The following is a 22,806-nucleotide window of genomic DNA, read 5'->3' on the forward strand; positions in this document are numbered from 1 at the left end:
CTCGGAACAGTGATGGAAAAGCAATTTGCCGGCGCGGCGGGAACTGATCCTGGATGTACGCATGTCGCCTATTTCGGCTACGGCTCACTGGTCAATCGTGCGACGCTCAGGACGGATATTGTCGCCATTGCCCCCGCGCGGCTCGTCGGCTGGCGGCGTATCTGGCGGCCACGACCCGATATGCCCGGATTTCCCGCTGCCCTGTTGACGGTGCGACGCGAGCCGGGCAGCGTTTGCGACGGCGTCCTGATCGTCGATCGCGCCGAGAATCTGGCCGCTGTGGACGAACGGGAAGCGCGCTATCGCAGGGTCCGGCTGGAATCGCGGGAAGTTGAGATTTCTCCGACACTTGAAGGTGGCGCTTCGGCCTATGTCCCGGCCTATGTCTATGAGGCCGATCCCGAGCTTCCGCCGCATCGCGATCCACCGCTGATCCTGCAATCCTATCTCGATGCCGTCATGCAGGGCTTTCTGCATATGCATGGGGAGGAGGGCCTGCGTCGCTTTCTCACCGAGACGACAGGCTTCACGGAAATACCGATCCGGCCCGACCGCGAGAAGCCGGCCTATCCGCGCGCCGTCACACTCTCGAATACCGAGCGGGCTCTCTTCGACGCACTTTATGGCGAACACGGACTGCGCTTGGCCGCCGGCTGAATGCCGATACGTTTAAGACGCGACACTTGTTCTTCGCCCGCCGGCGGAAAAGGCATAGTATAGGGGCCTGGCATCGTGTAAGAGGCCGTTTTCCGGCGTAATGACGGAGAAATGGGGCGGCGGAGCCGTCGAGCAAGTAACGGGTGCGAAAATGACAAACATGCGGTCATCGGGGAAATGGTCCCCGAACTCCTGGAGGGCGAAGCCCATCCAGCAGGTTCCCTCCTACCCGGACACCGACGCCCTGTTTGCCACCGAAAAGCAGCTTTCCACCTACCCGCCGCTGGTTTTCGCGGGCGAGGCGCGCAAGCTGAAGCGCGCGCTTGCCAGCGTAGCGAACGGCGAGAGCTTCCTGCTCCAGGGCGGCGATTGCGCGGAAAGCTTCGCCGAGCACGGCGCCGACAATATACGCGACTTCTTCCGCGTGTTCCTGCAGATGGCTGTGGTGCTCACCTTCGCCGGCTCGCAGCCGGTGGTGAAGGTCGGCCGTATAGCCGGTCAATTCGCCAAACCGCGCTCGTCCGACAGCGAGACGAAGGACGGGGCGACGCTGCCATCTTACCGTGGCGACATCATCAACGGCATCGAGTTCGATGAAAAGTCGCGCGTGCCGGACCCACAGCGCCAGATCATGGCCTATCGGCAATCGGCGGCGACGCTGAACCTCTTGAGGGCGTTCGCGCAGGGCGGCTATGCCAGCCTCGACAACGTGCATAAATGGATGCTGGGCTTCGTCGCCGACAGCCCGCAGGCAGAGCGCTATCAGGCGCTGGCGGGCCGCATCTCCGAGACGATCGAGTTCATGCGCGCGGTCGGCATCACTTCGGAAAGCAACGCCTCGCTGCGCGAGACGGATTTCTACACCAGCCATGAGGCGCTGCTTCTCGGCTACGAGGAGGCGATGACCCGCGTCGATTCCACCTCTGGCGACTGGTACGCGACTTCCGGTCACATGATCTGGATCGGCGACCGGACGCGCCAGCCGGACCACGCGCATATCGAGTATTGCCGGGGCATCAAGAACCCGCTCGGCCTGAAATGCGGCCCCTCGCTGACGGCTGACGGGTTGCTCCAGCTGATCGACCTGCTCAACCCGGAAAACGAGCCGGGCCGGCTGACGCTGATCGCGCGCTTCGGCGCCGACAAGGTCACAGAGCACCTGCCGAAGCTGGTGCGGGCGGTCCAGAAGGAAGGCCGCAAGGTGGTGTGGTCGTGCGACCCGATGCACGGCAATACGATCACGGCGGCCGGCTTCAAGACGCGCCCCTTCGAGCGCATCCTGAAGGAAGTGCAGACCTTCTTCGACGTGCATCGCGCCGAGGGTTCGCATCCAGGCGGCATCCATGTAGAGATGACAGGCAAGAACGTCACCGAGTGCACCGGTGGGGCCCGCGCGGTTACGGCGGAGGAACTGCAGGACCGCTATCACACGCATTGCGATCCCAGGCTGAATGCCGACCAGGCGCTTGAGCTCGCTTTCCTGGTGGCCGAACTCCTAAACAAGAATCGCGTTGGATTACCGCACAAGACTGCGGTCAACGGGTAGAACGACCGGATCGACTGAATGAGGGCGCCGCATCGACGGCGCCCTTTTTGTTTGGTCTTTGTCGCATTTGCCTGATTCCAACGTTCAGCAATTTGCGATGGTCTTGTCGCACTTTAGGAGCGTAGCCTTGTCAAAAAGGGGAGGAACCGTTGAGCGACAATGAAAGGCATACGGGAAGCTGCCTGTGCGGCGCGGTACGGTTCACGACACGCGGACCTTTGCGCGGCGTGATCTACTGCCATTGCTCGCAATGCCGCAAGCAGACGGGGCACCACTATGCCGCGACGAACGTGCCGGACGGGAACATCGTCATCGAGGGAGCTGAAAGCGTAAGCTGGTATCGGTCCTCGCCGGAGGCGCAACGCGGTTTTTGTCGAATCTGCGGCTCCACGCTTTTCTGGAAACGTGACGGATCGGACTACGTGTCGGTCCTTGCCGGCTCCTTCAATCAGCCTTCCGGGCTGGAAGGTGTCTCCCATATCTTCGTGGCCGACAAGGGCGATTACTACACGATCACGGACGAGCTTCCGCAGCACGACCAATCGATACCGTCATAAACTCACTGCCGCTCATCGTTCCGACGGACATGCCGACGGCTGCCATGATTTCCGTCGCGGTAGGATGTAGGGCTGACCGAACTGCGGGTGACCGTGCGACGTGAGCTATCATCTCGTCCGTCCCGCCGGCTTCGGTCACGAGTGCGATACACGGTACTGTCCCGATCACCGCCGCGCCTATAGTGGGAACGATGACTGTAATGTCCGGAGCGATAATACCGATCGTAGTGCCGCCGATAAGGGCGACGGTAGCTGGTGTAATATCCACCATAGACCGCACCGCCGTAATATCCCGGGCCGTAATAAGGACCGTAGTCGGAATAGGTGTAAGAGCCATAGTAGGGGCCACCATCCACGCATCCCGCAAGGGAGAAGCCGAGTATCGCCGCAGCCACCGCCAGCACCAATCTTTTTGCCGACATTTCGAATTCCTTTCTCGCTGCTGATATGGAACAGGCAAGAATGATGGCAAGAGAGTGGCATTGCCGCTCTTTCTGCCTTCGCTCGCTGGCCATTTCCTTTCAGGGCCATGGGCGATAGAGCATCGGAGCATTTGGAGGGAGCCATGCAGCGGCTGATCAAGGCGTTCAGGAATTCGGCACGGGCGTTCGGCTGGCTCGCACGGTCCGAAACCGCCTTCCAGCAGGAGGTCGTCCTCCTGCTCCTGTCTCTTCCCGTCGGCTGGTTCCTTGCCGATACCTGGCGAGGCTATGCCTTGCTGGTTGGCTCGCTGGTCGTCCTGATGATCGTCGAGGTTCTGAACACGGCGGTCGAGGCGGCATGCGATGCCCTGTCGCGCGAGTTCAACGCCGATATCCAGCTCGCCAAGGACTGCGGCTCGCTGGCCGTGCTGTTAGCCGTGGCTCTTGTCGCGGGCGTGTGGATACTGGCAATCGCCGAGCGAGTAGGCGGGTTCCCATTGTAGGGATTTTCCCGTCAGTTCGCCGTTCGCTGCTTGCGGCCGCGTTCGAGCCGCTGGATGTCTTTTGTCAGCTTTTCGATGCGATCGAGGATGGTCACAAGCTGGTCGTTGCGGAGCTGATCCAGCTTTTCATGCAGGGCCATGATCTCGATTTCCGATTTAAGGTTCACTTCGTAATCATGCGTGGCGTCGAGGCGGTCATGCTCCGCCTGCCGGTTCTGCGACATCATGATGACCGGCGCCTGGATTGCGGCGAGCATCGACAGGAGCAGGTTAAGGAAGATAAACGGATATGGGTCGAAAGCCTCTTTCGCCAACCAGATATTACTGAGCGCCCAAATAGCCAGGAACACGCAGAAGCTGACGATGAAGCTCCAGGAACCGCCAATTCGGGCGATGGCGTCCGCCAATCGATCTCCGACGGAAAGATGCCGCTCATAGGCTTCGTTCGTGTCGCGCGAGACCGGGCGCCTTTCCATGGTACTCTGAAGGACATTCCGCTCGCCGTGAGTAAGGGCGTCCGGGCCGCGCTTCAACCAGTAAAACGCGAGTTCGGGTATGGTTTTCATGATCGCACCTTCCACCGTCTGGCCACGCAACCTCTTGCGCATGTTGCAGAAGTAGAGGCAATTTGCGGAGCCGCAAAGCGGCTGTTTGAAACGGGTGAAGACGACAGTAATGGCGCGTTCGATCATGAGTTTCGAAAAGATCATGGCGCGCGCCGCCGGGCGTAAGGGAGGCGATGCGGTCCTTCAGTCGCTGCTCGGGCCCGTTCCCGACAATGCGTCCCTTGCCGGCTTGCCCGATGACCGCGCTCTCTCGCTGATGGCTGAGCGCATCTTCTCGGCCGGCTTCGTCTGGCGCGTGATCCGCGAGAAATGGCCGGGCTTCGAGGAAGCGTTCCTCGGCTTCGAGCCGAAACGCCTGCTCTTCCAGCCGGACGATTACTGGTACGATCTGGCCTCGGACAAGCGTATCGTACGCAATCCGCAGAAGATCAGGGCGGTACGCGACAATGCCGCTTTGGTGACCCGTATCTCTGCCGAGTACGGTTCTTTCGGAAAATTCCTGGCCAATTGGCCGAAGAACGACCAGATCGGACTGATGGGCTTCCTCGGCAAGAACGGGACCCGGCTCGGCGGCAATACGGGCCAGTATTTCCTGCGCTGGACCGGGTGGGACGCCTTCATCCTGTCGTCCGACGTGGTGCTTGCCCTTCGCGATGCCGGGCTCGACATTGCCGAGGCGCCGTCCTCGCGAAAGGATTTGGCGACGGTCCAGGAGCAGATGAACCGCTGGGCCGGCGCGAGCGGGCTGCCCTATGCTCATTTATCGCGCATCCTCGCGATGTCGATCGGCGAAAACCGTTCGCTCGAGGCTTTGAGGAGTCGTCTGAGGGGCGAGGAGTAGGTAATTGCCACATCCGGACGGTCAAGCTACACGTCGCGCATGACATCTCCCCACACACTTGCCATCGCTATCGCCCAGCTTAACCCGGTCGTCGGCGACATCGCCGGCAATCTCGCCAAGGCGCGGGACGCCCGCGCCGACGCGGCCAGACAGGGCGCGGACCTCATCCTTTTCACGGAATTGTTCATCGCCGGCTATCCGCCGGAAGATCTCGTGGTCAGGCCGGCTTTCCTCGCTGCCTGCGAGCGCGCGATTACCGAGTTTGCCGCGGATACGGTGGACGGCGGCCCGGCCGTCATCATCGGAACGCCGCTGAAACGCTCCTCCGGCATCCATAATTCGGTAGCCTTGCTCGACGGCGGCAGGATCGTCGCCGAGCGCTACAAGGTCAATCTGCCCAATTACGGCGAATTCGATGAAAAGCGTGTGTTCGAAGCCGGGCCCAACGTGCCCGGACCGATCAATTTCCGTGGTGTGCGTCTCGGCATCCCCATCTGCGAGGATATCTGGGGCGACATGGGCGTGTGCGAGACGCTGGCCGAAAGCGGCGCGGAGCTTCTGCTGGTGCCGAACGGATCGCCCTTCTATCGCGGCAAAGTCGATGTGCGCCATCAGGTCGCCATCCGCCAGGTCATCGAGAGCGGCTTGCCGCTGATCTACGCCAATCAACTCGGCGGCCAGGACGAACTGGTCTTCGACGGCGCGTCCTTCGCCATCCAGGCCGATCGCACGCTTGCTTTCCAGATGAGCCAGTTCGAGGAGGCGGTTTCAGTCACCCGCTGGAAGCGCAATGGCGATACATGGCATTGCGAAAAAGGGCCGGTCTCACAGATTCCGGAGCGGGAGGAAGCCGATTACCGCGCCTGCATGCTGGGCTTGCGCGACTATGTGAACAAGAACGGCTTCAAGAACGTGGTGCTCGGCCTTTCGGGCGGTATCGATTCGGCGCTCTGCGCAGCGCTCGCAGTCGATGCGCTGGGCGAGGAGCGGGTCCATGCGGTCATGCTGCCTTACCGCTATACCTCGAAGGAATCGCTGAAGGACGCCGAGGATTGCGCCCGCGCGCTCGGCTGCCGATACGATATCGTGCCGATCATGGACCCCGTGCAGGGCTTTTTGAACGCGCTCTCGCAACTCTTCGAGGGGACGACAGAGGGCATCACCGAGGAGAATCTGCAGAGCCGCGCTCGTGGTACGATCCTCATGGCCATCTCCAATAAATTCGGCTCGATGGTGGTCACCACCGGCAACAAGTCGGAAATGTCGGTCGGCTACGCCACGCTCTACGGCGACATGAACGGCGGTTTCAACCCAGTGAAAGACCTTTACAAGATGCAGGTCTATGCGCTGTCCAGTTGGCGGAACGGGCAGGTTCCCCCCGGTGCCCTGGGCCCGTCCGGCGAGGTCATTCCGCAAAACATCATCGACAAGGCGCCGTCCGCCGAATTGCGCGAGAACCAGACCGACCAGGATTCACTGCCGCCCTATCCGGTCCTCGATGAAATCCTGGAATGCCTTGTCGAGAAGGAAATGGGGGTGGACCAGATCGTCGCCAAGGGCTTCGACCGGCCGACGGTCGAGCGTGTCGAAAACCTGCTCTACATCGCCGAATACAAGCGCCGCCAGGCGGCGCCTGGCGTCAAGATCACGCAAAAGAACTTCGGCCGCGACCGCCGCTATCCGATCACCAATCGGTTTCGCGACCGCGGCTGAACGCTCCCGGCACCGCTATAGGTCAGTACCGGCCGCGCGGGGCGTCCGGTCCGTTTGTGAGGTCGGGAGCCCCTTCGAGGCCGCGGATCATCTGCCCGATGAACGTGGTTTCCTTGCCGCCCGTCGGCGTCGTGCGCGAGACGAAGTCGAATATCTTGCCGTCCTTCAGCCCGTAATTGGCGAGCCTCGTGACCCGGTCGTCGTCACCGAAATAGACGGCAAGGACGTTCTGCGAGACGATGTGCAGGTTCTGGAATTCCGCGCGGCGTGAGCGCTTCTGAGAGATGTAATAATATACCTCGTTGCCGAAGGTCGCGGTCGTCGACGGCGACCCGAGCGCAAGCAGAACCTGCTCACGGCTGGAGCCGACGGGCACTTGGTCGAGCATCTGCTGGTCGATGACGTAGCCCTTGGTAAAGGTCTCATGCCCGTTGATGGTCGACATCACATTGCTGCTGCATCCGGCAAGCGCCAGGGGAACAAGCGAAAATGCCGTAACCACGGCACCCCGACGCCATTTTCTCTTGAAATTTGTCCGTTGCAACGACAACTCCCCGCTATCAATGCGCCGCTTCGCCTTGCGGCAGGGCGCGAAACCGGTAAACCAGCTTTGGCTCCGATGCAACCGAGCGAAGGCGGCCAAGCGTGCGGAAAGGAAAAAGCCGGGCATGTTCTCACGGTTTTTCGGATCGAACCGGCGAACCAACCGGGCCGTTACCGATGTCCTCTACGGGGAGATCGTGGCAGCCGCGCGGCAGCCTCTCTTTTATGCCGCCTATAATGTGCCGGACACGCCGCTCGGCCGATTCGAGATGTTGTCGCTGCATCTGTTCCTGATCCTGCACCGCTTGCGTTCGGAAGAGGGCGCGGCGAAGGCGATCGCGCAGGAACTGACCGACGAATTCTTCCTGGACGTCGACCATTCGCTGCGGGAACTCGGCATTGGCGATCACGGTATTCCCCGACGTGTGAAGAAACTCGGCAGGATGTTCTATGGGAGGGCGGCGGCCTATGGGCAAGCGCTCGACCAGAACGATCCGGCGGCCTTGGCGGACTCCCTGAAGCGCAACGTGCGTGCCGACGTGGAAATTTGGCCGGAAGCGGGGCAATTGGCGGATTATGTGCTCGCCGCCTGGGAACACGTCGCGAAAGCCGGCGCGGACGCGTTCTCCTCCGGAACCTTCCGTTTCGAGCGGCCCGAAGCATTGGAGCAGGCGAAATGAACGGAGCGGCAAAAAGCCCGGTATCTTTCCGTGCGAGCGTCGTGCGGCTTCCCAAGAAGGGCATGCCCGTTACGATCGACGCAAGCTTGGAGCAGCGAGCGGCGCTGGCGCGAGAGCACGGCCTGCTCGACGTGAAGAAATTCCATGCCAACCTCGTGGTTTCTCCCTGGAAGAGCGACGGCGTGTCGGTTTCCGGACATGTCGAAGGGGACATCGTGCAGGAATGCGTGGTCACGCTGGAGCCGATCGACGCTCATATCGAGGCAGAAGTGTCGGCCGTTTTCATTCCCGAAGGCTCGAACCTAGGCGGGTTCGACCAGTTTTCCGCAAGCGAGGTGATTCTCGATCCCGACGGCCCGGACGCGCCGGAAAGCTTTTCGGGCACCCATATCGACGTTGGCGCGCTCGCCGAGCAATTCTTTGCTCTGGGGATCGACCCATATCCCCGAAAGGAAGGGATTGAGCCTTTTGCGACGGCTGATGTAGAGGAGGAGAACCAGCCTTTGGGAACATTGGCGGAAAAGCTGGCCGCATTGAAGCGAAGGCTCTGAAAACCGGCTCGCGCTTGCGAAAGTTGGTTGTGCCCCGCCTCAAAACCGCTATTTTCGCCACACTTCACAATACCGGCTCCCGCCGGGAGAGACGAGAAAAAGTCGCGTGACCAGGATTTCCATTGACGCCATGGGAGGCGACCACGGACCCGGCGTGGTGCTGCCTGGGTTGAAGAAGGTCGTGGAGCGCCGGCCCGATATCCGGTTCGTCGTTTTCGGGCGCCGGGAAGTGATCGACCCTCTTCTGGAGACCATGCCGGGGCTGAAGGCTGTCAGCGAGGTCGTGCATTGCGAGGTCGCGGTCGGCTCTGACGAAAAGCCCAGCCAGGCACTGCGTCATGGCCGCTGGAAATCGTCGATGTGGAAGGCGATCGAGGCGGTCAAGGACGGGGAAGCCGAAGTCTGCGTGTCCGCCGGCAATACCGGCGCGCTGATGGCGATGTCGAAATTCTGCCTGCGTACCATGGCGGAGATCGACAGGCCGGCGATCGCGGCGATCTGGCCGAATTTGCGCAGCGAAAGCATCGTGCTCGACGTCGGCGCTACGATCGGAGCCGACGCGCGCCAACTGATCGATTTCGCCATATTGGGCGCGGCGATGGCGCGGTCCATCTTCGATATCCAGCGACCGACCGTCGGGCTGTTGAATATCGGGGTCGAGGAGATCAAGGGCCAGGAAGAGGTGAAGGAAGCCGGTCGCCTCCTGCGCGAGGCCGATATGAAGTCGATGCAGTACCGGGGGTTCGTGGAAGGCGACGATATCGGCAAGGGTACGGTGGACGTCGTGGTGACCGAGGGGTTCTCGGGCAACATCGCGCTGAAATCGGCGGAGGGCACGGCGCGGCAGATCGCCGAGTATCTCCGTGCGGCCATGAGCCGGACGTTGCTCGCCCGCATCGGCTACGTGCTTGCCAAGGGCGCGTTCGACAGGTTGCGTGAGAAGATGGATGTGCGCAAGACGAATGGCGGCGTGTTCCTGGGGCTGAACGGCCTTGTGGTGAAGAGCCATGGCGGCACGGACGCCGAGGGCTTTGCCGCCGCCGTGGAATTGGCATACGACATGGCAAGGCGCGACCTTCTCGGCCGTATCCGGCGCGATCTTGAGCTTTTCCATGGTGGCCAACCCGAAATTGCGGCCGCCGCGCCGATGGACGAGGCGACCGGTACGGCGCGTCATGCCGGTTAGGATGCTTGCACCATGATCAGATCCATCGTGCGTGGCGTCGGTTGCGCCCTGCCGCGCCGCTCGATGAAGAATTCCGAGTTCGAGGCGATCGTCGATACTTCGGACGAGTGGATCACGCAGCGTACCGGCATCCGTGAGCGGCGTATCGCCGACGCCGACGAGACGACGGCATCACTCGGAGAGGCTGCGGCGCGCGCGGCTCTGGACAATGCCGGACTCACGCCGGCCGACATCGACCTCATCGTTCTGGCAACATCGACGCCGAACAACACCTTTCCGGCCACCGCGGTGGAGATCCAGGAGCGGCTTGGCATGCGGCACGGCTTCGCCTTCGACATGCAGGCGGTTTGCAGCGGCTTTGTCTATGCCGTCACCACGACCGACCTCTACCTGCGTGGCGGGCAGGCGAAGAGGGCGCTTGTCATCGGGTCGGAGACTTTCTCCCGCATCCTGGACTGGACCGACCGCGGCACCTGCGTCCTGTTTGGAGACGGTGCCGGCGCCGTCGTCCTGGAGGCTTCGGAAGGGCAGGGGGCGATCGCCGATCGGGGCATCCTGGCGGCGAGCCTGCGTTCCGACGGCGTGCATAAGGAAAAGCTCTTCGTCGATGGCGGACCGTCCACTACCGGCACCGTCGGCCATCTGCGCATGGAGGGCCGCGAGGTCTTCAAACATGCGGTCGCCATGATCACCGACGTGATCGAGGACGTTTTCCGGCAGGCCGGCATCACCGCCGAGGAACTCGACTGGTTCGTGCCGCATCAGGCAAATCGACGTATCATCGACGCATCGGCTAAAAAACTCGGTATCGCGGAGGAGAAGGTGGTCGTGACGGTCGACCGCCACGGCAATACGTCGGCCGCGTCCGTGCCGCTCGCACTCACCGCCGCCGTCACCGACGGCAGGATCAGGAAGGGCGATCTCGTTCTCCTGGAAGCGATGGGCGGCGGCTTCACCTGGGGCGCGGTGCTGCTGCGCTGGTAGTTCACGGACACGAAACGTTTCGAGGCCGATGGCTATCGGTCCCGTGGCAGCGTTTTCCGGATCACGGGCCCAAGCCAAGTTCCAAGCTAAGTCCTTGACCTTCCGGGTTCGATTTCTTAACGTCCGTTCTTCTTTTTGCGGCGTTCATGTTTCAGCACGGTTAGGTGGTCGGATGGGGGCAAAGACTTTGACGCGAGCCGACCTCGCCGAAGCTGTTTATCGTAAGGTCGGACTTTCCCGCACAGAATCCGCGCAACTGGTCGAGATGGTCATCGACGAGATATGCGATGCGATTGTCCGCTCAGAGACAGTCAAACTGTCTTCTTTCGCGACCTTCCAGGTTCGCGGCAAGAACGAGCGTATCGGCCGTAACCCCAAGACCGGGCAGGAAGTTCCCATCCTCCCGCGCAAGGTCATGACCTTCAAGGCGTCGAACGTGCTCAAGCAGCGCATCCTGAGCGCCCACAAGGACGGCAAAGCCAAGGGCGGCAGCCAATAGCCGCCTACGTTCTCCATCGGTGAATTCAACGGCGACTTCGGGATGCCTTCGATTGAGCATCTGTCGCTGCGGCTCACTATCGGCATCCTATCTGCTTTCGCTCCCTTTCGTTTTGCCGTATAAAGGACAGAAAACGAAAGGGGAGGACGTCAGCCATGTATCTGCCGCCTCGGCATACCGAAATCGTGCAGATGGCGAAGGACCATGGCCGGGTGCTGGTCGAGGCGCTGGCTTCCCATTTCGGCGTTACCCCGCAGACGATCCGCAAAGACCTGAACGAGCTTTGCGAGCAGCATTTGCTCACCCGCATCCACGGTGGGGCGCTGTTTCCGGCCGGTATCGAGAACATGGAATACGAGGCGAGGCGCAAGATCGCCGCCAACGAGAAGGAGGCGATCGGGCAGGCTGCCGCGCGTCTCATCCCGGATAATTCCTCGCTTTTCGTCAATATCGGGACCACGACCGAGGCCGTCGGCAAGGCGCTGCTCGACCATGGCGGTCTCATGGTCATCACCAACAACATCAACGTCGCCAATCGGATGCGTATCTATCCCTCTATCGAGGTGGTGATCGCTGGCGGCGTCGTGCGCGGTTCGGACGGCGGCATCGTCGGCGAGGCGGCGGTCGATTTCATCAAGCAGTTCAAGGTCGACTATGCCGTGATCGGCACTTCGGCGATCGATCATGACGGCGCACTTCTCGATTTCGATTTCCGCGAGGTGAAGGTTGCGCAGGCAATCATCGCCAATGCGCGCCATGTCATCCTCGTGTCGGATTCCACTAAATTCGAGCGCACTGCGCCTGTCCGCATCGGGCATCTCTCGCAGGTGAACACCTTCATCACGGATCGCTGCGATATCCCTGCGATCCGCCGCATCTGCGAGGATGCGGATGTGCGGCTGATCGAGACCGTGCGGGAAAGCGGAATGGCCGAGGCGGATTAAGCCGCTGGCTGTTTCAATCCGGGACATCTGCTCTGGCATGGAAATCGCATCGCAACTCCGACAAAGAGGAGTGCTTCGTGATGGTTGCCAGAAAGAAAATTACCGAAAGCCCGCCCAGGACGGATCACGCCGAGCGCAAGTCACAGCCGAGACGCCGCGTGCTGAAGGGAGCGATCATCCGCTTCAACAAGGGATATGGCGCATTCGAATGCGTCGTGCGCAACCTGTCCGAAAACGGGGCGAAGCTGACGTTCGGCGACACATCGGCCGTTCCGGCCGTCTTCGAACTGAAGATCGCCGGCGATCAGCAAATGCACGAGGCGCACGTCCGCTGGCGCTCGCCCGACTCCGTCGGTGTCTCCTTCGCCTGAGACGATACGGTAAGTGGCCGACCGCCTACGCAGGCCGGCCACGCTTGATCAATCATAGGGCGAGTAACACTGCTGCCTCGGCCCGTGATAGGGCTGGAACGTGTTGTCGTAGGCCCGATACGAGCGATAGCGATCGTAGCACCACTCGACATGGGCATCGCTGATACGCGCGGCCGACCGATAGACGGGGCGGCTCCGATAGATCACGCGAGGCCGATAAACGACACGCGGACCGTAGTAGGGCCTGTAATAGGGATCATAATACGGATCATCGTAATACGAGCCGTAATACGGACCCGCCAGCGCACTGCCGATGATCGCCCCTCCCAGGATGCCGGCGCCGATTGCCGCGCCCGTTCCCCAGCCGCCATGGTGCCATCCGCCGCGATGGTGCCAGTCGCGCGCGGAAGCGTCGTTGCCGGTTGCCGCAAGCATGCCCGCCGCCAGTGCCGCCGAGCAGGCCAGGGCCATGAACCTTTTCATGACACATCTCCTTCAAAAGCGCCCTTCTGCCATATTCTCGGCTTCGAGAGCCTCTTGAGCTGCCTTGCGCGCGGAAGTTGCCTGTCGCGCGGGAATATGGGTAAGGCTGTTCTTGAACGCGAATCGTGTCCAAAAGTTGCCAAGGCGGCGAATGTTTGGCTGCTGGAACAGGTTCTTGAGCCGCTGACAAGCCTGCGGGCAACTGCATCCTATTCGACGGTAAAAGACGGAATTCGACTTCATGTCCTTGCGCCTCGCCACCTTCAATATCGAAAACCTGATGAACCGGTTCGATTTCTCGGGCTACCGCAACGAGTTGCATCAGGACCGTAGTCTGGCGCTCTACGAAATAAAGGACGAGGCTGAATACAAGCTGCTCGAGCAAGCGCGCGCCGTCGCCACTGCAGACGATACAAGGCAATTGTCAGCGCTGGCGATCGCGGCCACCCGCGCCGACATTTTGTGTCTTCAGGAAGTCGACAATCTGGAAGCGCTGAAGGCATTCGAATACGGCTATCTCTTCAAGATGATCGGCAGCGGCTACCGACAGAAGGTCATCACGCCGGGCAATGACAGCCGCGGCATCGATGTGGCGCTTCTGATGCGACCGGAAACACACGACGGCCAGCCGATCGAGTTCGTCAGGATGACCAGCCACGCCACGCTGACTTTCGAGGAGATGGACCTCTACCTGCCGGGACTTACCGAACTCAACATCCAGCCGCAGGACCGGATATTCCGCCGGGACTGCCTGGAAGTCGATGTGCGGGTAGGCGGGCGGCCGCTGACACTCTACCTCGTTCATCTCAAATCGATGGGCGGCTTTCGCAATGGGATTCCCGGTCGCGAGGCGACCATGCCTGTCCGCATCGCCGAAGCGAAAGCGGTGCGGCGGATCATCGAACGCCGCTTCGGCACCGATCATACGGCGAGAAAGAACTGGGCGGTCTGCGGCGATTTCAACGACTATCGCGAGAGGCTGGTCATCGGTGGCGACGATGTAGCCGGTTACACGTTCACGCCGGCGGAAGAGGCTGTCTCCTCGGTAGACATATTGCTGGAAGGGGGCTTCGGCGAGAATATTGTGGCGCGCAGGCCGGCTCTCGACCGCTGGACGCTCTATCACACGCGCGGTCCGGAGGAGCGGCATCTGTGCCAGCTTGATTATATCTGCCTTTCGCCGGCACTTGCGCGCGCAAACGCCTCGGCAATCCCCGACATCATCCGCGCCGGTCAGCCCTGGCGCACGCCGTTCCCGCCCGGCCAGGAAGTCGAGCGCTATCCGCGCACCGGTTGGGACCGCCCAAAGGCCTCGGACCATTGTCCGGTGGCCGTGACGCTCGACGTCGTCTGAGAGCAAGGAAACCCATGCCTTTCGACTTGCCTCGCGACGCCATCGTGCCGGTCCGCTCCGCCATGGTCTGGCTTGATCCTGGCCCGCACCCTTTCGAGAAAGAAAACGCCGCTGCCATCGAGGAGAACTGGCGGGCCGAAACCGCCGCCAACCCGGCGCTCTTCGACGGCAAAGTCGTGCTATTGTCCAGCCTCACCTATGGCGACGGCAGGCTCGACGGGCTGTGCCACGCCGTCCGCTTCGCCACCTTCATGCTCTGGCGCAAGACCCGGCCGTTCGGCTCGGCCGAACACGCCTATGCGCATGCCATGCCGGTGACCAGCGACAATGCGCTGATCCTCATCCGTATGGCTGGCCATACGGTGAATGCGGGCCGAGCCTATTTCGCCGCCGGCTCTTTCGAACCGCAGGATTTTCGTGCTGACATGGCCGACATCGACCTCAACATGGCCCGTGAGGTTCGCGAGGAAACCGGAATGGACCTATCCGATTGCGAACGCGATCCAATCTATCATCTGCGCTCGTCGGAGGGTGCGAGCGTCATCTTCCGCCGCTATTATCTGGACGAGCCGGCAGAAGCCGTCGCCGAACATATCCGTGCTTTCGTGGCGGCCGAGGAAGAGCCCGAGATCGAAGGACCGGTGATCGTCCGCGGTCCGCGCGACCTGCCGGCCGATATGGCACTGCACATCCCGTCTCTGATCGAGTGGCATTTCGCCAATCCGGTGGAGCGCTGACGGAAAGGCGTTCAGCTTGGGTGCGTCCTTCGAGGCTCGCTCCGCTCGCACCTCAGGATGAGGGAGGTGGGTGGTCGTCATCCCAAGTTCTGAACCATTCCATCGAGCATATTGAAGCCCAGAAACCTGCCAGAAATTAACGCTTGAGGGAGGGTCAACGCTGCCTCCCTCATCCTGAGGTGCGAGCGGAGCGAGCCTCGAAGGACGCACTATCGTAGCCATGGGCCAACATCGGAGCCTTTGGCATTACTCGTGCCTGAGCGCGTCGATCGGATCGAGGCGGGCGCCGCGCAGCGCCGGGAAGAAGCCGAACACCATGCCTATCAATCCCGAGAAGCCGACTGCCAGCAAGATGACTGCGGGGCTGGGCACGAAGGGGATCGACATGCTCGCGGAGGCCGCGCCGGCAAGGCCGAGGCCGATCAAGATACCGATGATGCCGCCGAGCAGCGACAGCACCGTCGCCTCGACTAGGAATTGCACGAGGATGTGCTTTTCCTGAGCGCCGATGGCGAGGCGAATACCGATTTCGCGCGTACGCTCGGTCACCGAAACCAGCATGATATTCATGATGCCGATCCCGCCAACGAGCAAGCTCACGCCCGCCACCGCGCCGAGCATGCCGGTCATCACGGCCGTCGTGCTCGCCATGGCGTCGGCGATCTGCGTCATGTCGCGAACGGTGAAATCGTCCTCCTTGTCGGGCGCGATGCGCCTGACTTCGCGAAGCAGCGTCTCCATCTGGTCCTGAAGTGCCGAGGTGGTGACGCCGGGCGCCGCGGACACGTAAATCGTGTCGATGTTGCGGTTGCCGGAAATGCGGCGCTGGAAGCCGGGGAGCGGCATCATGACGACGTTGTCCTGGTCCGTGCCGAAGCCGGAAAAGCCTTTCGTCTCAAGCACGCCGATTACCTTGCAATTCATCTTGCCGACACGGAACGCCATGCCGACAGGGTTGCCTGCGCCGAAGAACTGCTTGCGCACCGTGTTGCCGATGATGCAGACGCCGGCGCCGGTGCGGGCCTCGCTTTCGCTGAAATTACGGCCCTCGACGATCTTCCAGTCGCGTGCCGTGAAATAAGCGGCGTCGGTGCCGGTCACGCCGGTCGTCAGGCTGTCGGTGCCGAAAACGGCACGCACCTGCATCTGCGACGCCGCCGAGACGGCCTTGGCACCGGATAGCTGGGTTGAAAGCGCTGCTAGTTCCTTCGTGCCGAGCGGGCGAGCGGCCTCGCGCGCGGCGCCATGGCTCGAGGGCGCGCCGGAGCGCACGACGAGCAAATTGCTGCCGAGCTTGGAGATGTCGGCCTTGACCTTCTCGGTCGTTCCGGAGCCGATCGTGATCATGGCGATGACAGCGGCGACGCCGATGACGATGCCGAGCAGGGTGAGGAAGGAGCGAAGCGCGTTGCGTTTCACCGAACGCAGCGCCAGGCGGATCGTTTCCAGGAGCATCACGCCACCTCGCGGGAAGGGACGGCGGGCACGATATGCCCGTCCAGGAAGTGGATCGAGCGGTCGGCATATTCGGCCACGTCCGGTTCGTGCGTCACCATGACGATAGTCAGCCCACGCTCGCGGTTGAGTTCGGTCAGAAGGTCCATGATCTCATGCGTGCGCTCGGTGTCGAGATTGCCGGTCGGTTCGTCGGCGACGAGCAGCATCGGCTCGGTGACGATGGCGCGTGCAATGGCGACGCGCTGTTGCTGGCCGCCCGAAAGCTCGGCCGGCGTGTGCTTCTCGCGACCGGTGAGGCCTACCTTGGCGAGCGCGTCCATGGCCTGCTCGCGCCGATCGCGCGCCGGCACACCGCGATAGACGAGCGGCAGCTCGACATTCTCGGCGGCGGTCGTACGGGCGAGCAGATTGTAGCCCTGGAAAACGAAGCCGATATAGAGATTGCGCAGTATCGCGCGGCGGCCGCGGTCGAGCCGCCCGGCATCGACGCCCATGAAATCGTAGCGTCCGCTCGACGGCGTATCGAGGCAGCCGATGATGTTCATCGAGGTCGATTTGCCGGAGCCGGATGGACCCATGATCGCAACGAACTCGCCGCGCGCGATGGCGAGGTCGACACCGGCCAGCGCATGCACCTGCGCTTCGCCCTGGCCGTAGCTCTTCCATACCTTCTCGAAGCGGATCAGTGTCTCACGCTCGGGGAGAGGGGATCTTTGCAGCATCATCTAGCTCCCCTGCCGCGAAGAGACGGTGATGACCTTGTCGCCTTCCTTCAGCCCCGAGAGGATTTCGGTGAATTCGCCGTCCGTATCACCCGGCTTCACCATGACCTTGTGCGGTCGGTCGTCACGCAGCACGTAAAGGGCGCGGGTCCCGTCCGCCGCGGCAGGCGGTTCCGCCCGATCGCGATGGCGACGGAAGCGCGGCATGAAGAGATCGCGCAGGCTGAAGCCGCGGCTGGAACCGGCCTCCGGGGCAGGGGGGCTGTAGCGGAAGGCCGCGTTGGGCACGGTGAGTACGCCATTAGCCTGTCGCGTGAAGATATCGACGGCCGCCGTCATGCCGGGGCGCAACAGGAGCTTTGAATTGTCGACGTCGAGCTTGGCCTGGTAGGTCACGACATTGTCGGTGGTGACGGAGGCGTAAGCGATATCGCTGATCTTGGCGTCGAAATCCTGGCCGGGAAAGGCGTCCACCGTGAAATGCCCGGTCTGGCCCTTGGCAACCTTGCCGATGTCGGCTTCGTCGATCGCTGCTTCCAACTGCATGCTCTTCAGGTCCTGGGCGATGACGAACAGCACAGGCGCCGAGAACGACGAGGCCACGGTCTGGCCGGGATCGACCGAACGCGTCAGCACGACGCCGTCGATGGGCGCATAGATCGTACTCTTGGCGAGGTCGGTTTCCTGAAGCTTCTCGTTGGCCTCAGCCACCGCGACGTTGGCCTTGGCGACGGAGAGGGCGGCGGCGGCACGGTCGCGGTCGGCCGTTGCCGTGTCGAGCGCCTGCGTCGCTGCCATGCCCTTCGCGGCAAGCTGCTTCGTGCGTTCGAGCGTGCGGTTCGTATCGGCAAGGGTCGTCGCGGCCTGCTCGACCTGCGCCTGGGCGGCCTGCACCGAGGCCTTCGCTCCCTCGATCTGCGCCTGGATGCGCGCCTTGTCCAGGACGGCGAGCACGTCGCCCTTCTTCACTTCCTGGTTTTCCTCGACAGAGACGGAACGCACCACGCCCGACAACTCGCTCGAAACGTCGACCTGCGTCAGCGGTTGCAGCGTCCCGGTGGCCGATACCTTGATGGTCAAATCACGAGTGGCCGCGGCTTCCGTCGTATAGACGATCTTTGCCGGCGCCTGGTCGAACCATTGCCAGATGCCGATTCCCGCGAGGGCCAGAAGCAGGATCGCACCCCAAAGCGTCCATTTGCGGCGACGCTCATGGCTGCGGCTCTTTATGTCCAACCCCAGCGACTCCTCGATGCCTGTGCTGGAAGGCGTTTCGACCGTCGGCCGTTCCACCGTCTGGTCCATTATCGTTTCCTGTCCTGCTGCCTGCCTTTTCGGCGGGATTGAGGCTTTACCGGCATATCCGATTTTCAACCTGAGTTTCGTCCATGATATAGCGATACCCACCTGAACCGGAGATGACCGCGTGATTAAGCGCCGATACAAGGTTTACGATGTCTTCGCAGACAAACCGCTTGCCGGAAATCCGCTTGCCGTCGTGCTCGACAGCGATGGGCTCGATACGACGGCGATGCAGCGGATTGCCCGCGAGTTCAATCTATCTGAAACCGTCTTTGTCGGCACGCCCGAAAAGCCTGCCCATTCGGCGGCGATGCGCATCTTCACGCCTAGCATCGAACTGCCTTTCGCCGGTCATCCGACAGTCGGCGCGGCGGTCGCGCTCGCCGAGGAGCGGGGGCTCGAAGCGGCGGCCGAAGGGACGGAAATCCTTGTGATCGAGGAAGCCGTCGGCCCGGTGCGCTGCGCGGTCTGGCGCGGCAAGGGCGCGGCTTTCGCCGAGTTCGACCTGCCGCGCCTGCCGGAGAAGGTTCGCTTCGAGGTCGTTCCCGAACTGGTGGCGGCGGCGCTTGATCTCAACCCGCAGGAAATAGGGTTCGAGAACCATCGCGTCGATGCCTGGTCCGCCGGCGTGCCTTATGTGACGGTGCCGGTACGCGGGCTGGACGCCGCCGCGAAGGCGTGGATGGACGTGGATGCCTGGATGAATCTCGCGCCGCATGTCGGTCATCTCGTCGCCGCACCCTACATCTATTGCCGCGAGACGGTGGGGCACGAGGCTTCTTTCCATGCACGCATGCTGGCGCCACATGAAGGCATTCCGGAGGATCCGGCAACGGGCTCCGCCGCGGCGGCCTTCGCCGGAGCGGTCATGCGTTTCGACGCGCCGCCGGATGGTTCGACCCGGCTGTTGATCGAACAAGGCGTCGAGATGGGGCGGCCCTCGAAAATCAGGCTCGAACTCGATGTCGAGCGCGATCGGCTGATTGCAGCCCGTATCGGTGGGCATGCGGTCAGGATAGCCGAAGGAACATTGTTCGCCTGAACGCCGGAAATTTTCGCAAGGGCTGGACAGGTCCGAACGCACTGGCTATATCGGCGCCGACCCGCGCCTCTCGGCGCGCGGTGGGTGATTAGCTCAGTTGGTAGAGCAGCTGACTCTTAATCAGCGGGTCACAGGTTCGATCCCTGTATCACCCACCAATTTTTTCTCTTTGATATAACGTTTAGCAACCATTCGCCGTTAGGCCGATGAGCGTTGAGCACGCGGTGTACCGCGCGTCCCGAGGAAATAGACATAGCCGGCAATTGCCGACCCAAGGGGCGCTTAGTCGGTTGATGCGGCTCCATCGATTTCTCATGTGTCGGACCTAAGGGCCGGGAGCGGCTTTCGCATATCCTGCGACCATTGCGATCATCAATGGGGGATTGCGCCCGATGTCTCGACGTCTGCTCTGCCGCGCAATTGCGATTATCTTGTCCTGTTTCGTGCTGTCGGCGACCCAGTTCGCCCGTGCCGAAATACCCGACGAACTCTACAAGGCACTGAAGCTCTCCAAGGATGCGACGCCGAAGGAAGTCTACGACGCGATCGTCAAGCGCTATTACGATCCCAAGCAGGGCCACGGCAAAGGCGCCTTCGCCGATCTTTGGGAGCCCACCCCTTTCACCCGCTATCTCGAGCCGAAGACGCTTTACGTCGCTCCCGACATGGATTTCGAGGTCAAGCGCACCGAATGCGTCGAGTGCCACACCTCCGTCACACCCGGCTGGGTGCATTCCTGGCAGAAGAGCGTTCACGGCAATCTCGACGAGATCCGCGGCCTGCCGGCGAAAGATTCACGCTCCTACAAGCAGGAACTGATCACCGGCGTGGAGAACAATCTCCATTCGATGGGACTGTTGCCGCAAGGCGAGAAACTGCGTGAGGTCGGCTGCATCGACTGCCACATGGGTGTCGGCAAGGAAGCCGGCAATCATAAAACCGACCTGCACATGCCCGACGCGGCGGCATGCGGCCAATGCCATCTGAAGCAGTTCGCCGAGCGCGAATCGGAGCGCGACACGCAAAGCTGGCCGCAGAAGCAATGGCCGGACGGACGGCCTTCGCATGCCTTGTCGTGGCAGGCGAATGTCGAAACGGCGATCTGGGCCGGCATGTCGCAGCGCGAGGTCGCCGACGGCTGCTCAATGTGCCACACCATGCAGAACACCTGTAATTCCTGCCACACCAGGCATGAATTCTCGGCCGTCGAGGCGCGCAAGCCGGAGACCTGCTCGACGTGCCATAACGGTGTCGACCATAACGAGTTCGAGGCCTTCATGCTGTCGAAGCACGGCGTCGTCTACCAGACTCAAGGTTCGACCTGGGACTGGCAGAAGCCGCTCGCCAAGGCGTTCAGCGAAGGCGGCCAGGTCGGCCCGACCTGCCAGACCTGCCACATGGAATTCAACGGCGAGTACAGCCACAACCTCGTGCGCAAGGTCCGCTGGGGATTCGAGCCGAAGCCCGAGATCGCCGACAATCTCAACGATCCGTGGTTCCAGAAGCGCAAGGAAGCCTGGATAGGGACCTGCACGCAGTGCCATTCGCCGTCCTTCGCCACGTCCTATCTGGGCATGATGGACAGCGGCACCAAGCAGGGCATCGAGTTGGTCAAGGAAGCACGCGGCGTCATGCAGAAGCTCTATGACGACAAGCTGCTCGTCGGCCAGACCACCAACCGCCCCGCGCCGCCCAAGCCCGATGCCGACAGCCCCGGTGCGTTCGCGGGCCTGTTCTTCTCGGCCGGCAACTTCCCGACGGCGATCGACTACGAGTTCGCCCAGATGTGGGAGCAGCACATCATGCAGCACTTCAAGGGCCTCGCCCATGTGAATCCCGGCGGATTCACCTACTCCCAGGGCTGGTCGAAGCTGATCCGCAGCCTGGCGCGCATCAAGGACGCCGACACCCAGCTTCGCGAGAAGGCCGCCCTTGAGGCACGCGTCGAGGCGCTCGAGGCAAAGGGCAAGCAGGGCTGGCTCGATCTCGACACGCCGACGAAGCGCGCGGCGGCCGGCGGTGCGGGCTTCGGCCTCGCCGGCCTCGGCCTCGGGCTCCTGCTCCTGCCGGCGGTTCGCCGCAGGCGGAAGCGCTAGACGAGAGCGGGGAGGGCGCAGATGGCCCGGCGTCTCCGCCTCGGCACAGGCCTCGCCATCGGGCTGGGCGCCGTGATGCTGGTCGCCGGCGGTCTGCTGGCGGCCTCCGCTTTCCAGGCCGGCAACCAGCCGCTCCCCTACAGCTACGCGACGACGGCGGACAAGCCGTCGGATGCGGCGGCCGCACTGGCGGGGAATATCGAGGGCGCAAAAGCACGCACCATCGAGATGAAGACGCTTGAGACAAGCAAGCTGCTCGTGGCTGGCGAGGTGCTGGACCTGCCCGACGGGAAGGAAATCCTCGTCGGCTGGCAAAGCAAAGTCGGGGAGCCGCTCATCCGATCCGATATTTCGGTGAAGGAAGAGGAGGCGCTGGTCGCGGCGCTGAAAAAACACCTGCCGGCGAAAAGCACGGTCTTCGCGATGCCGGCCCTCTCGCGCCGCCTTGCCGCGATGACAACGGCCGAATATCCGCTCGCGACCGCCGATGACAGCGCCACGATCCGGTTGCCGGCACCCTGGACCGGCGCGCGGGCGGCCATCCTCGAAGCTGAGCGCAAATGGCGCCCGGAAGCGGAAGACGAGACTGCCGACAAGGCGTTCGCCGGTCTGCTGGACGCGCTTACGGCGGAAGACAAATACGGCATCGCTCATCTTCAGGTCATGGCCGGAGGCGCGGAGAGCTACATCATCCTGCATGTCAGGGACGCCTTCGACATCGGGGTGGCCGCGCCGGACAAATTGTCGGTGGGCTTGCGCGATTTTCCGAGCGCCGCCGACGTGCACGGCGCCACCAAATTGGTGAAGGGCTGGATCGAGAAGGAAGGCTATGCCGCCTATGCGGTGATCCCGCGCGACGAGAACGCGGTGCGCGCCTATTATCTGGCCGCCGACAGGGACAAGTCCTCGCTGCTCGGCCAGCTTCTGCCCTTCAACTCGGCCCACCTCGGGCTGGTGCCGGGCGCCACGCTCGTTTTCCAGAACGGCGGCTACTGGGTCTACAGGATTTCCGCCGTGCGGACGGGCTGACCCGGCACCAGGGATTTGCA

25 protein-coding genes and 1 tRNA gene are annotated in these 22,806 nt (G+C 62.3%); 19 read left to right on the top strand and 7 right to left on the bottom strand.

Going from position 1 to position 22,806, the window contains the following annotated elements; genetic code table 11:
• Positions 1-12: 12 nt before the first annotated feature.
• The 4 genes from RBH77_RS12070 to RBH77_RS12085 all read left to right on the top strand — a co-directional run bounded on the left by RBH77_RS12070 (position 13) and on the right by RBH77_RS12085 (position 3,685).
• On the top strand, positions 13-657 hold the full coding sequence (locus RBH77_RS12070) for a gamma-glutamylcyclotransferase family protein (RefSeq protein WP_311027838.1): 645 nt from the start codon (positions 13-15) through the stop codon (positions 655-657).
• A gap of 151 nt (positions 658-808) precedes the next feature.
• Complete coding sequence (locus RBH77_RS12075) at positions 809-2,203, top strand: class II 3-deoxy-7-phosphoheptulonate synthase (RefSeq protein WP_311027839.1); 1,395 nt, start codon at positions 809-811, stop codon at positions 2,201-2,203.
• A gap of 149 nt (positions 2,204-2,352) precedes the next feature.
• Positions 2,353-2,760: a GFA family protein gene (locus RBH77_RS12080; protein ID WP_311027840.1), complete on the top strand. Its 408-nt coding sequence runs from the start codon at positions 2,353-2,355 to the stop codon at positions 2,758-2,760.
• Positions 2,761-3,325: 565 nt separating this feature from the next.
• Positions 3,326-3,685 carry a diacylglycerol kinase gene (locus RBH77_RS12085; protein ID WP_311027841.1) on the top strand — a complete coding sequence of 120 codons (360 nt, stop codon included), beginning with the start codon at positions 3,326-3,328 and terminating at the stop codon, positions 3,683-3,685.
• An 11-nt stretch (positions 3,686-3,696) separates the two neighbouring features.
• Here the strand turns inward: RBH77_RS12085 and RBH77_RS12090 are convergent, their stop codons facing one another.
• Positions 3,697-4,254 carry a DUF1003 domain-containing protein gene (locus tag RBH77_RS12090; protein WP_311032517.1) on the bottom strand — a complete coding sequence of 186 codons (558 nt, stop codon included), beginning with the start codon at positions 4,252-4,254 and terminating at the stop codon, positions 3,697-3,699.
• Positions 4,255-4,375: 121 nt separating this feature from the next.
• Here RBH77_RS12090 and RBH77_RS12095 point away from each other — a divergent pair, with 121 nt between their 5' ends.
• Together RBH77_RS12095 and RBH77_RS12100 are read left to right on the top strand one after the other, a co-directional pair.
• Entirely contained in the window at positions 4,376-5,092 is a 717-nt protein-coding gene (locus tag RBH77_RS12095; RefSeq protein WP_371832770.1) for a DNA-3-methyladenine glycosylase I, read from the top strand.
• A gap of 39 nt (positions 5,093-5,131) precedes the next feature.
• The gene (locus tag RBH77_RS12100) at positions 5,132-6,805 is read left to right on the top strand and encodes an NAD+ synthase (protein ID WP_311027842.1); all 1,674 of its coding nucleotides are present in this window, start codon (positions 5,132-5,134) and stop codon (positions 6,803-6,805) included.
• A 22-nt stretch (positions 6,806-6,827) separates the two neighbouring features.
• Here the strand turns inward: RBH77_RS12100 and RBH77_RS12105 are convergent, their stop codons facing one another.
• Positions 6,828-7,250: an outer membrane protein assembly factor BamE gene (locus RBH77_RS12105; RefSeq protein WP_311027843.1), complete on the bottom strand. Its 423-nt coding sequence runs from the start codon at positions 7,248-7,250 to the stop codon at positions 6,828-6,830.
• A 223-nt stretch (positions 7,251-7,473) separates the two neighbouring features.
• Between RBH77_RS12105 and RBH77_RS12110 the strand changes: the two genes are divergently transcribed.
• The 7 genes from RBH77_RS12110 to RBH77_RS12140 all read left to right on the top strand — a co-directional run bounded on the left by RBH77_RS12110 (position 7,474) and on the right by RBH77_RS12140 (position 12,563).
• Positions 7,474-8,028, top strand: coding sequence for a ubiquinol-cytochrome C chaperone family protein (locus RBH77_RS12110; RefSeq protein WP_311027844.1), 555 nt, complete (start codon positions 7,474-7,476; stop codon positions 8,026-8,028).
• On the top strand, positions 8,025-8,579 hold the full coding sequence (locus tag RBH77_RS12115; protein WP_311027845.1) for a YceD family protein: 555 nt from the start codon (positions 8,025-8,027) through the stop codon (positions 8,577-8,579). Before RBH77_RS12110 ends, RBH77_RS12115 begins: the two co-directional genes overlap by 4 nt.
• A gap of 106 nt (positions 8,580-8,685) precedes the next feature.
• Positions 8,686-9,765: a phosphate acyltransferase PlsX gene (plsX, locus tag RBH77_RS12120; RefSeq protein ID WP_311027846.1), complete on the top strand. Its 1,080-nt coding sequence runs from the start codon at positions 8,686-8,688 to the stop codon at positions 9,763-9,765.
• 12 nt (positions 9,766-9,777) lie between these two features.
• Positions 9,778-10,749 carry a beta-ketoacyl-ACP synthase III gene (locus tag RBH77_RS12125; RefSeq protein WP_311027847.1) on the top strand — a complete coding sequence of 324 codons (972 nt, stop codon included), beginning with the start codon at positions 9,778-9,780 and terminating at the stop codon, positions 10,747-10,749.
• Positions 10,750-10,921: 172 nt separating this feature from the next.
• Positions 10,922-11,248 carry an integration host factor subunit alpha gene (locus RBH77_RS12130; RefSeq protein ID WP_311032519.1) on the top strand — a complete coding sequence of 109 codons (327 nt, stop codon included), beginning with the start codon at positions 10,922-10,924 and terminating at the stop codon, positions 11,246-11,248.
• A 155-nt stretch (positions 11,249-11,403) separates the two neighbouring features.
• Positions 11,404-12,192, top strand: a complete 789-nt coding sequence (locus RBH77_RS12135) for a DeoR/GlpR family DNA-binding transcription regulator (protein ID WP_311027848.1) — start codon at positions 11,404-11,406, stop codon at positions 12,190-12,192.
• 80 nt (positions 12,193-12,272) lie between these two features.
• Positions 12,273-12,563, top strand: coding sequence for a PilZ domain-containing protein (locus RBH77_RS12140; RefSeq protein WP_311027849.1), 291 nt, complete (start codon positions 12,273-12,275; stop codon positions 12,561-12,563).
• A gap of 48 nt (positions 12,564-12,611) precedes the next feature.
• Here the strand turns inward: RBH77_RS12140 and RBH77_RS12145 are convergent, their stop codons facing one another.
• Positions 12,612-13,046, bottom strand: a complete 435-nt coding sequence (locus RBH77_RS12145; protein WP_311027850.1) for a BA14K family protein — start codon at positions 13,044-13,046, stop codon at positions 12,612-12,614.
• Positions 13,047-13,058: 12 nt separating this feature from the next.
• Complete coding sequence (locus RBH77_RS12150; protein WP_311027851.1) at positions 13,059-13,289, bottom strand: hypothetical protein; 231 nt, start codon at positions 13,287-13,289, stop codon at positions 13,059-13,061.
• Between RBH77_RS12150 and RBH77_RS12155 the strand changes: the two genes are divergently transcribed.
• Both RBH77_RS12155 and RBH77_RS12160 read left to right on the top strand, forming a co-directional pair.
• Positions 13,288-14,400: an endonuclease/exonuclease/phosphatase family protein gene (locus RBH77_RS12155; protein WP_311027852.1), complete on the top strand. Its 1,113-nt coding sequence runs from the start codon at positions 13,288-13,290 to the stop codon at positions 14,398-14,400. The two genes, RBH77_RS12150 and RBH77_RS12155, sit on opposite strands and share 2 nt — an antisense overlap.
• A gap of 14 nt (positions 14,401-14,414) precedes the next feature.
• Positions 14,415-15,137 carry an NUDIX hydrolase gene (locus tag RBH77_RS12160; protein WP_311027853.1) on the top strand — a complete coding sequence of 241 codons (723 nt, stop codon included), beginning with the start codon at positions 14,415-14,417 and terminating at the stop codon, positions 15,135-15,137.
• Positions 15,138-15,383: 246 nt separating this feature from the next.
• On the opposite strand, the gene RBH77_RS12165 is transcribed toward RBH77_RS12160, so the two are convergent.
• Genes RBH77_RS12165 through RBH77_RS12175 form a run of 3 tightly spaced genes read right to left on the bottom strand, consistent with a single transcriptional unit; the run spans position 15,384 to position 18,622 of the window.
• On the bottom strand, positions 15,384-16,592 hold the full coding sequence (locus tag RBH77_RS12165; RefSeq protein WP_311027854.1) for an ABC transporter permease: 1,209 nt from the start codon (positions 16,590-16,592) through the stop codon (positions 15,384-15,386).
• Entirely contained in the window at positions 16,592-17,320 is a 729-nt protein-coding gene (locus RBH77_RS12170; protein WP_311027855.1) for an ABC transporter ATP-binding protein, read from the bottom strand. Before RBH77_RS12170 ends, RBH77_RS12165 begins: the two co-directional genes overlap by 1 nt.
• Positions 17,321-18,622, bottom strand: coding sequence for an efflux RND transporter periplasmic adaptor subunit (locus tag RBH77_RS12175; RefSeq protein WP_311027856.1), 1,302 nt, complete (start codon positions 18,620-18,622; stop codon positions 17,321-17,323).
• 121 nt (positions 18,623-18,743) lie between these two features.
• On the opposite strand from RBH77_RS12175, the gene RBH77_RS12180 reads away from it, so the two are divergent.
• The 4 genes from RBH77_RS12180 (at position 18,744) to haoB (ending at position 22,786) form a co-directional block, all read left to right on the top strand.
• Complete coding sequence (locus tag RBH77_RS12180; RefSeq protein WP_311027857.1) at positions 18,744-19,661, top strand: PhzF family phenazine biosynthesis protein; 918 nt, start codon at positions 18,744-18,746, stop codon at positions 19,659-19,661.
• 82 nt (positions 19,662-19,743) lie between these two features.
• Positions 19,744-19,819: transfer RNA gene (locus tag RBH77_RS12185), tRNA-Lys, on the top strand.
• A gap of 234 nt (positions 19,820-20,053) precedes the next feature.
• Positions 20,054-21,757, top strand: coding sequence for a multiheme c-type cytochrome (locus tag RBH77_RS12190; protein WP_311027858.1), 1,704 nt, complete (start codon positions 20,054-20,056; stop codon positions 21,755-21,757).
• A gap of 21 nt (positions 21,758-21,778) precedes the next feature.
• On the top strand, positions 21,779-22,786 hold the full coding sequence (haoB, locus tag RBH77_RS12195) for a hydroxylamine oxidation protein HaoB (RefSeq protein ID WP_311027859.1): 1,008 nt from the start codon (positions 21,779-21,781) through the stop codon (positions 22,784-22,786).
• Positions 22,787-22,806: the final 20 nt, after the last annotated feature.

It is taken from the genome of Mesorhizobium koreense (assembly GCF_031656215.1).
GTDB classification, from domain to species: Bacteria; Pseudomonadota; Alphaproteobacteria; order Rhizobiales; family Rhizobiaceae; genus Mesorhizobium_L; species Mesorhizobium_L koreense.

Bases quoted from the DNA above. Each gene is read 5' to 3' on its own strand.
- RBH77_RS12175 (WP_311027856.1), bottom strand. From the start codon at position 18,622: ATGGACCAGACGGTGGAACGGCCGACGGTCGAAACGCCTTCCAGCACA.
- RBH77_RS12165 (WP_311027854.1), bottom strand. From the start codon at position 16,592: ATGCTCCTGGAAACGATCCGCCTGGCGCTGCGTTCGGTGAAACGCAAC.
- RBH77_RS12135 (WP_311027848.1), top strand. From the start codon at position 11,404: ATGTATCTGCCGCCTCGGCATACCGAAATCGTGCAGATGGCGAAGGAC.
- RBH77_RS12085 (WP_311027841.1), top strand. From the start codon at position 3,326: ATGCAGCGGCTGATCAAGGCGTTCAGGAATTCGGCACGGGCGTTCGGC.
- RBH77_RS12095 (WP_371832770.1), top strand. From the start codon at position 4,376: ATGAGTTTCGAAAAGATCATGGCGCGCGCCGCCGGGCGTAAGGGAGGC.
- RBH77_RS12140 (WP_311027849.1), top strand. From the start codon at position 12,273: ATGGTTGCCAGAAAGAAAATTACCGAAAGCCCGCCCAGGACGGATCAC.
- RBH77_RS12155 (WP_311027852.1), top strand. From the start codon at position 13,288: ATGTCCTTGCGCCTCGCCACCTTCAATATCGAAAACCTGATGAACCGG.
- RBH77_RS12110 (WP_311027844.1), top strand. From the start codon at position 7,474: ATGTTCTCACGGTTTTTCGGATCGAACCGGCGAACCAACCGGGCCGTT.
- RBH77_RS12130 (WP_311032519.1), top strand. From the start codon at position 10,922: ATGGGGGCAAAGACTTTGACGCGAGCCGACCTCGCCGAAGCTGTTTAT.
- haoB (WP_311027859.1), top strand. From the start codon at position 21,779: ATGGCCCGGCGTCTCCGCCTCGGCACAGGCCTCGCCATCGGGCTGGGC.
- RBH77_RS12105 (WP_311027843.1), bottom strand. From the start codon at position 7,250: ATGTCGACCATCAACGGGCATGAGACCTTTACCAAGGGCTACGTCATC.
- RBH77_RS12190 (WP_311027858.1), top strand. From the start codon at position 20,054: ATGTCTCGACGTCTGCTCTGCCGCGCAATTGCGATTATCTTGTCCTGT.
- RBH77_RS12100 (WP_311027842.1), top strand. From the start codon at position 5,132: ATGACATCTCCCCACACACTTGCCATCGCTATCGCCCAGCTTAACCCG.
- RBH77_RS12160 (WP_311027853.1), top strand. From the start codon at position 14,415: ATGCCTTTCGACTTGCCTCGCGACGCCATCGTGCCGGTCCGCTCCGCC.
- RBH77_RS12150 (WP_311027851.1), bottom strand. From the start codon at position 13,289: ATGAAGTCGAATTCCGTCTTTTACCGTCGAATAGGATGCAGTTGCCCG.
- RBH77_RS12125 (WP_311027847.1), top strand. From the start codon at position 9,778: ATGATCAGATCCATCGTGCGTGGCGTCGGTTGCGCCCTGCCGCGCCGC.
- RBH77_RS12075 (WP_311027839.1), top strand. From the start codon at position 809: ATGACAAACATGCGGTCATCGGGGAAATGGTCCCCGAACTCCTGGAGG.
- RBH77_RS12170 (WP_311027855.1), bottom strand. From the start codon at position 17,320: ATGATGCTGCAAAGATCCCCTCTCCCCGAGCGTGAGACACTGATCCGC.
- RBH77_RS12070 (WP_311027838.1), top strand. From the start codon at position 13: ATGGAAAAGCAATTTGCCGGCGCGGCGGGAACTGATCCTGGATGTACG.
- RBH77_RS12115 (WP_311027845.1), top strand. From the start codon at position 8,025: ATGAACGGAGCGGCAAAAAGCCCGGTATCTTTCCGTGCGAGCGTCGTG.
- RBH77_RS12145 (WP_311027850.1), bottom strand. From the start codon at position 13,046: ATGAAAAGGTTCATGGCCCTGGCCTGCTCGGCGGCACTGGCGGCGGGC.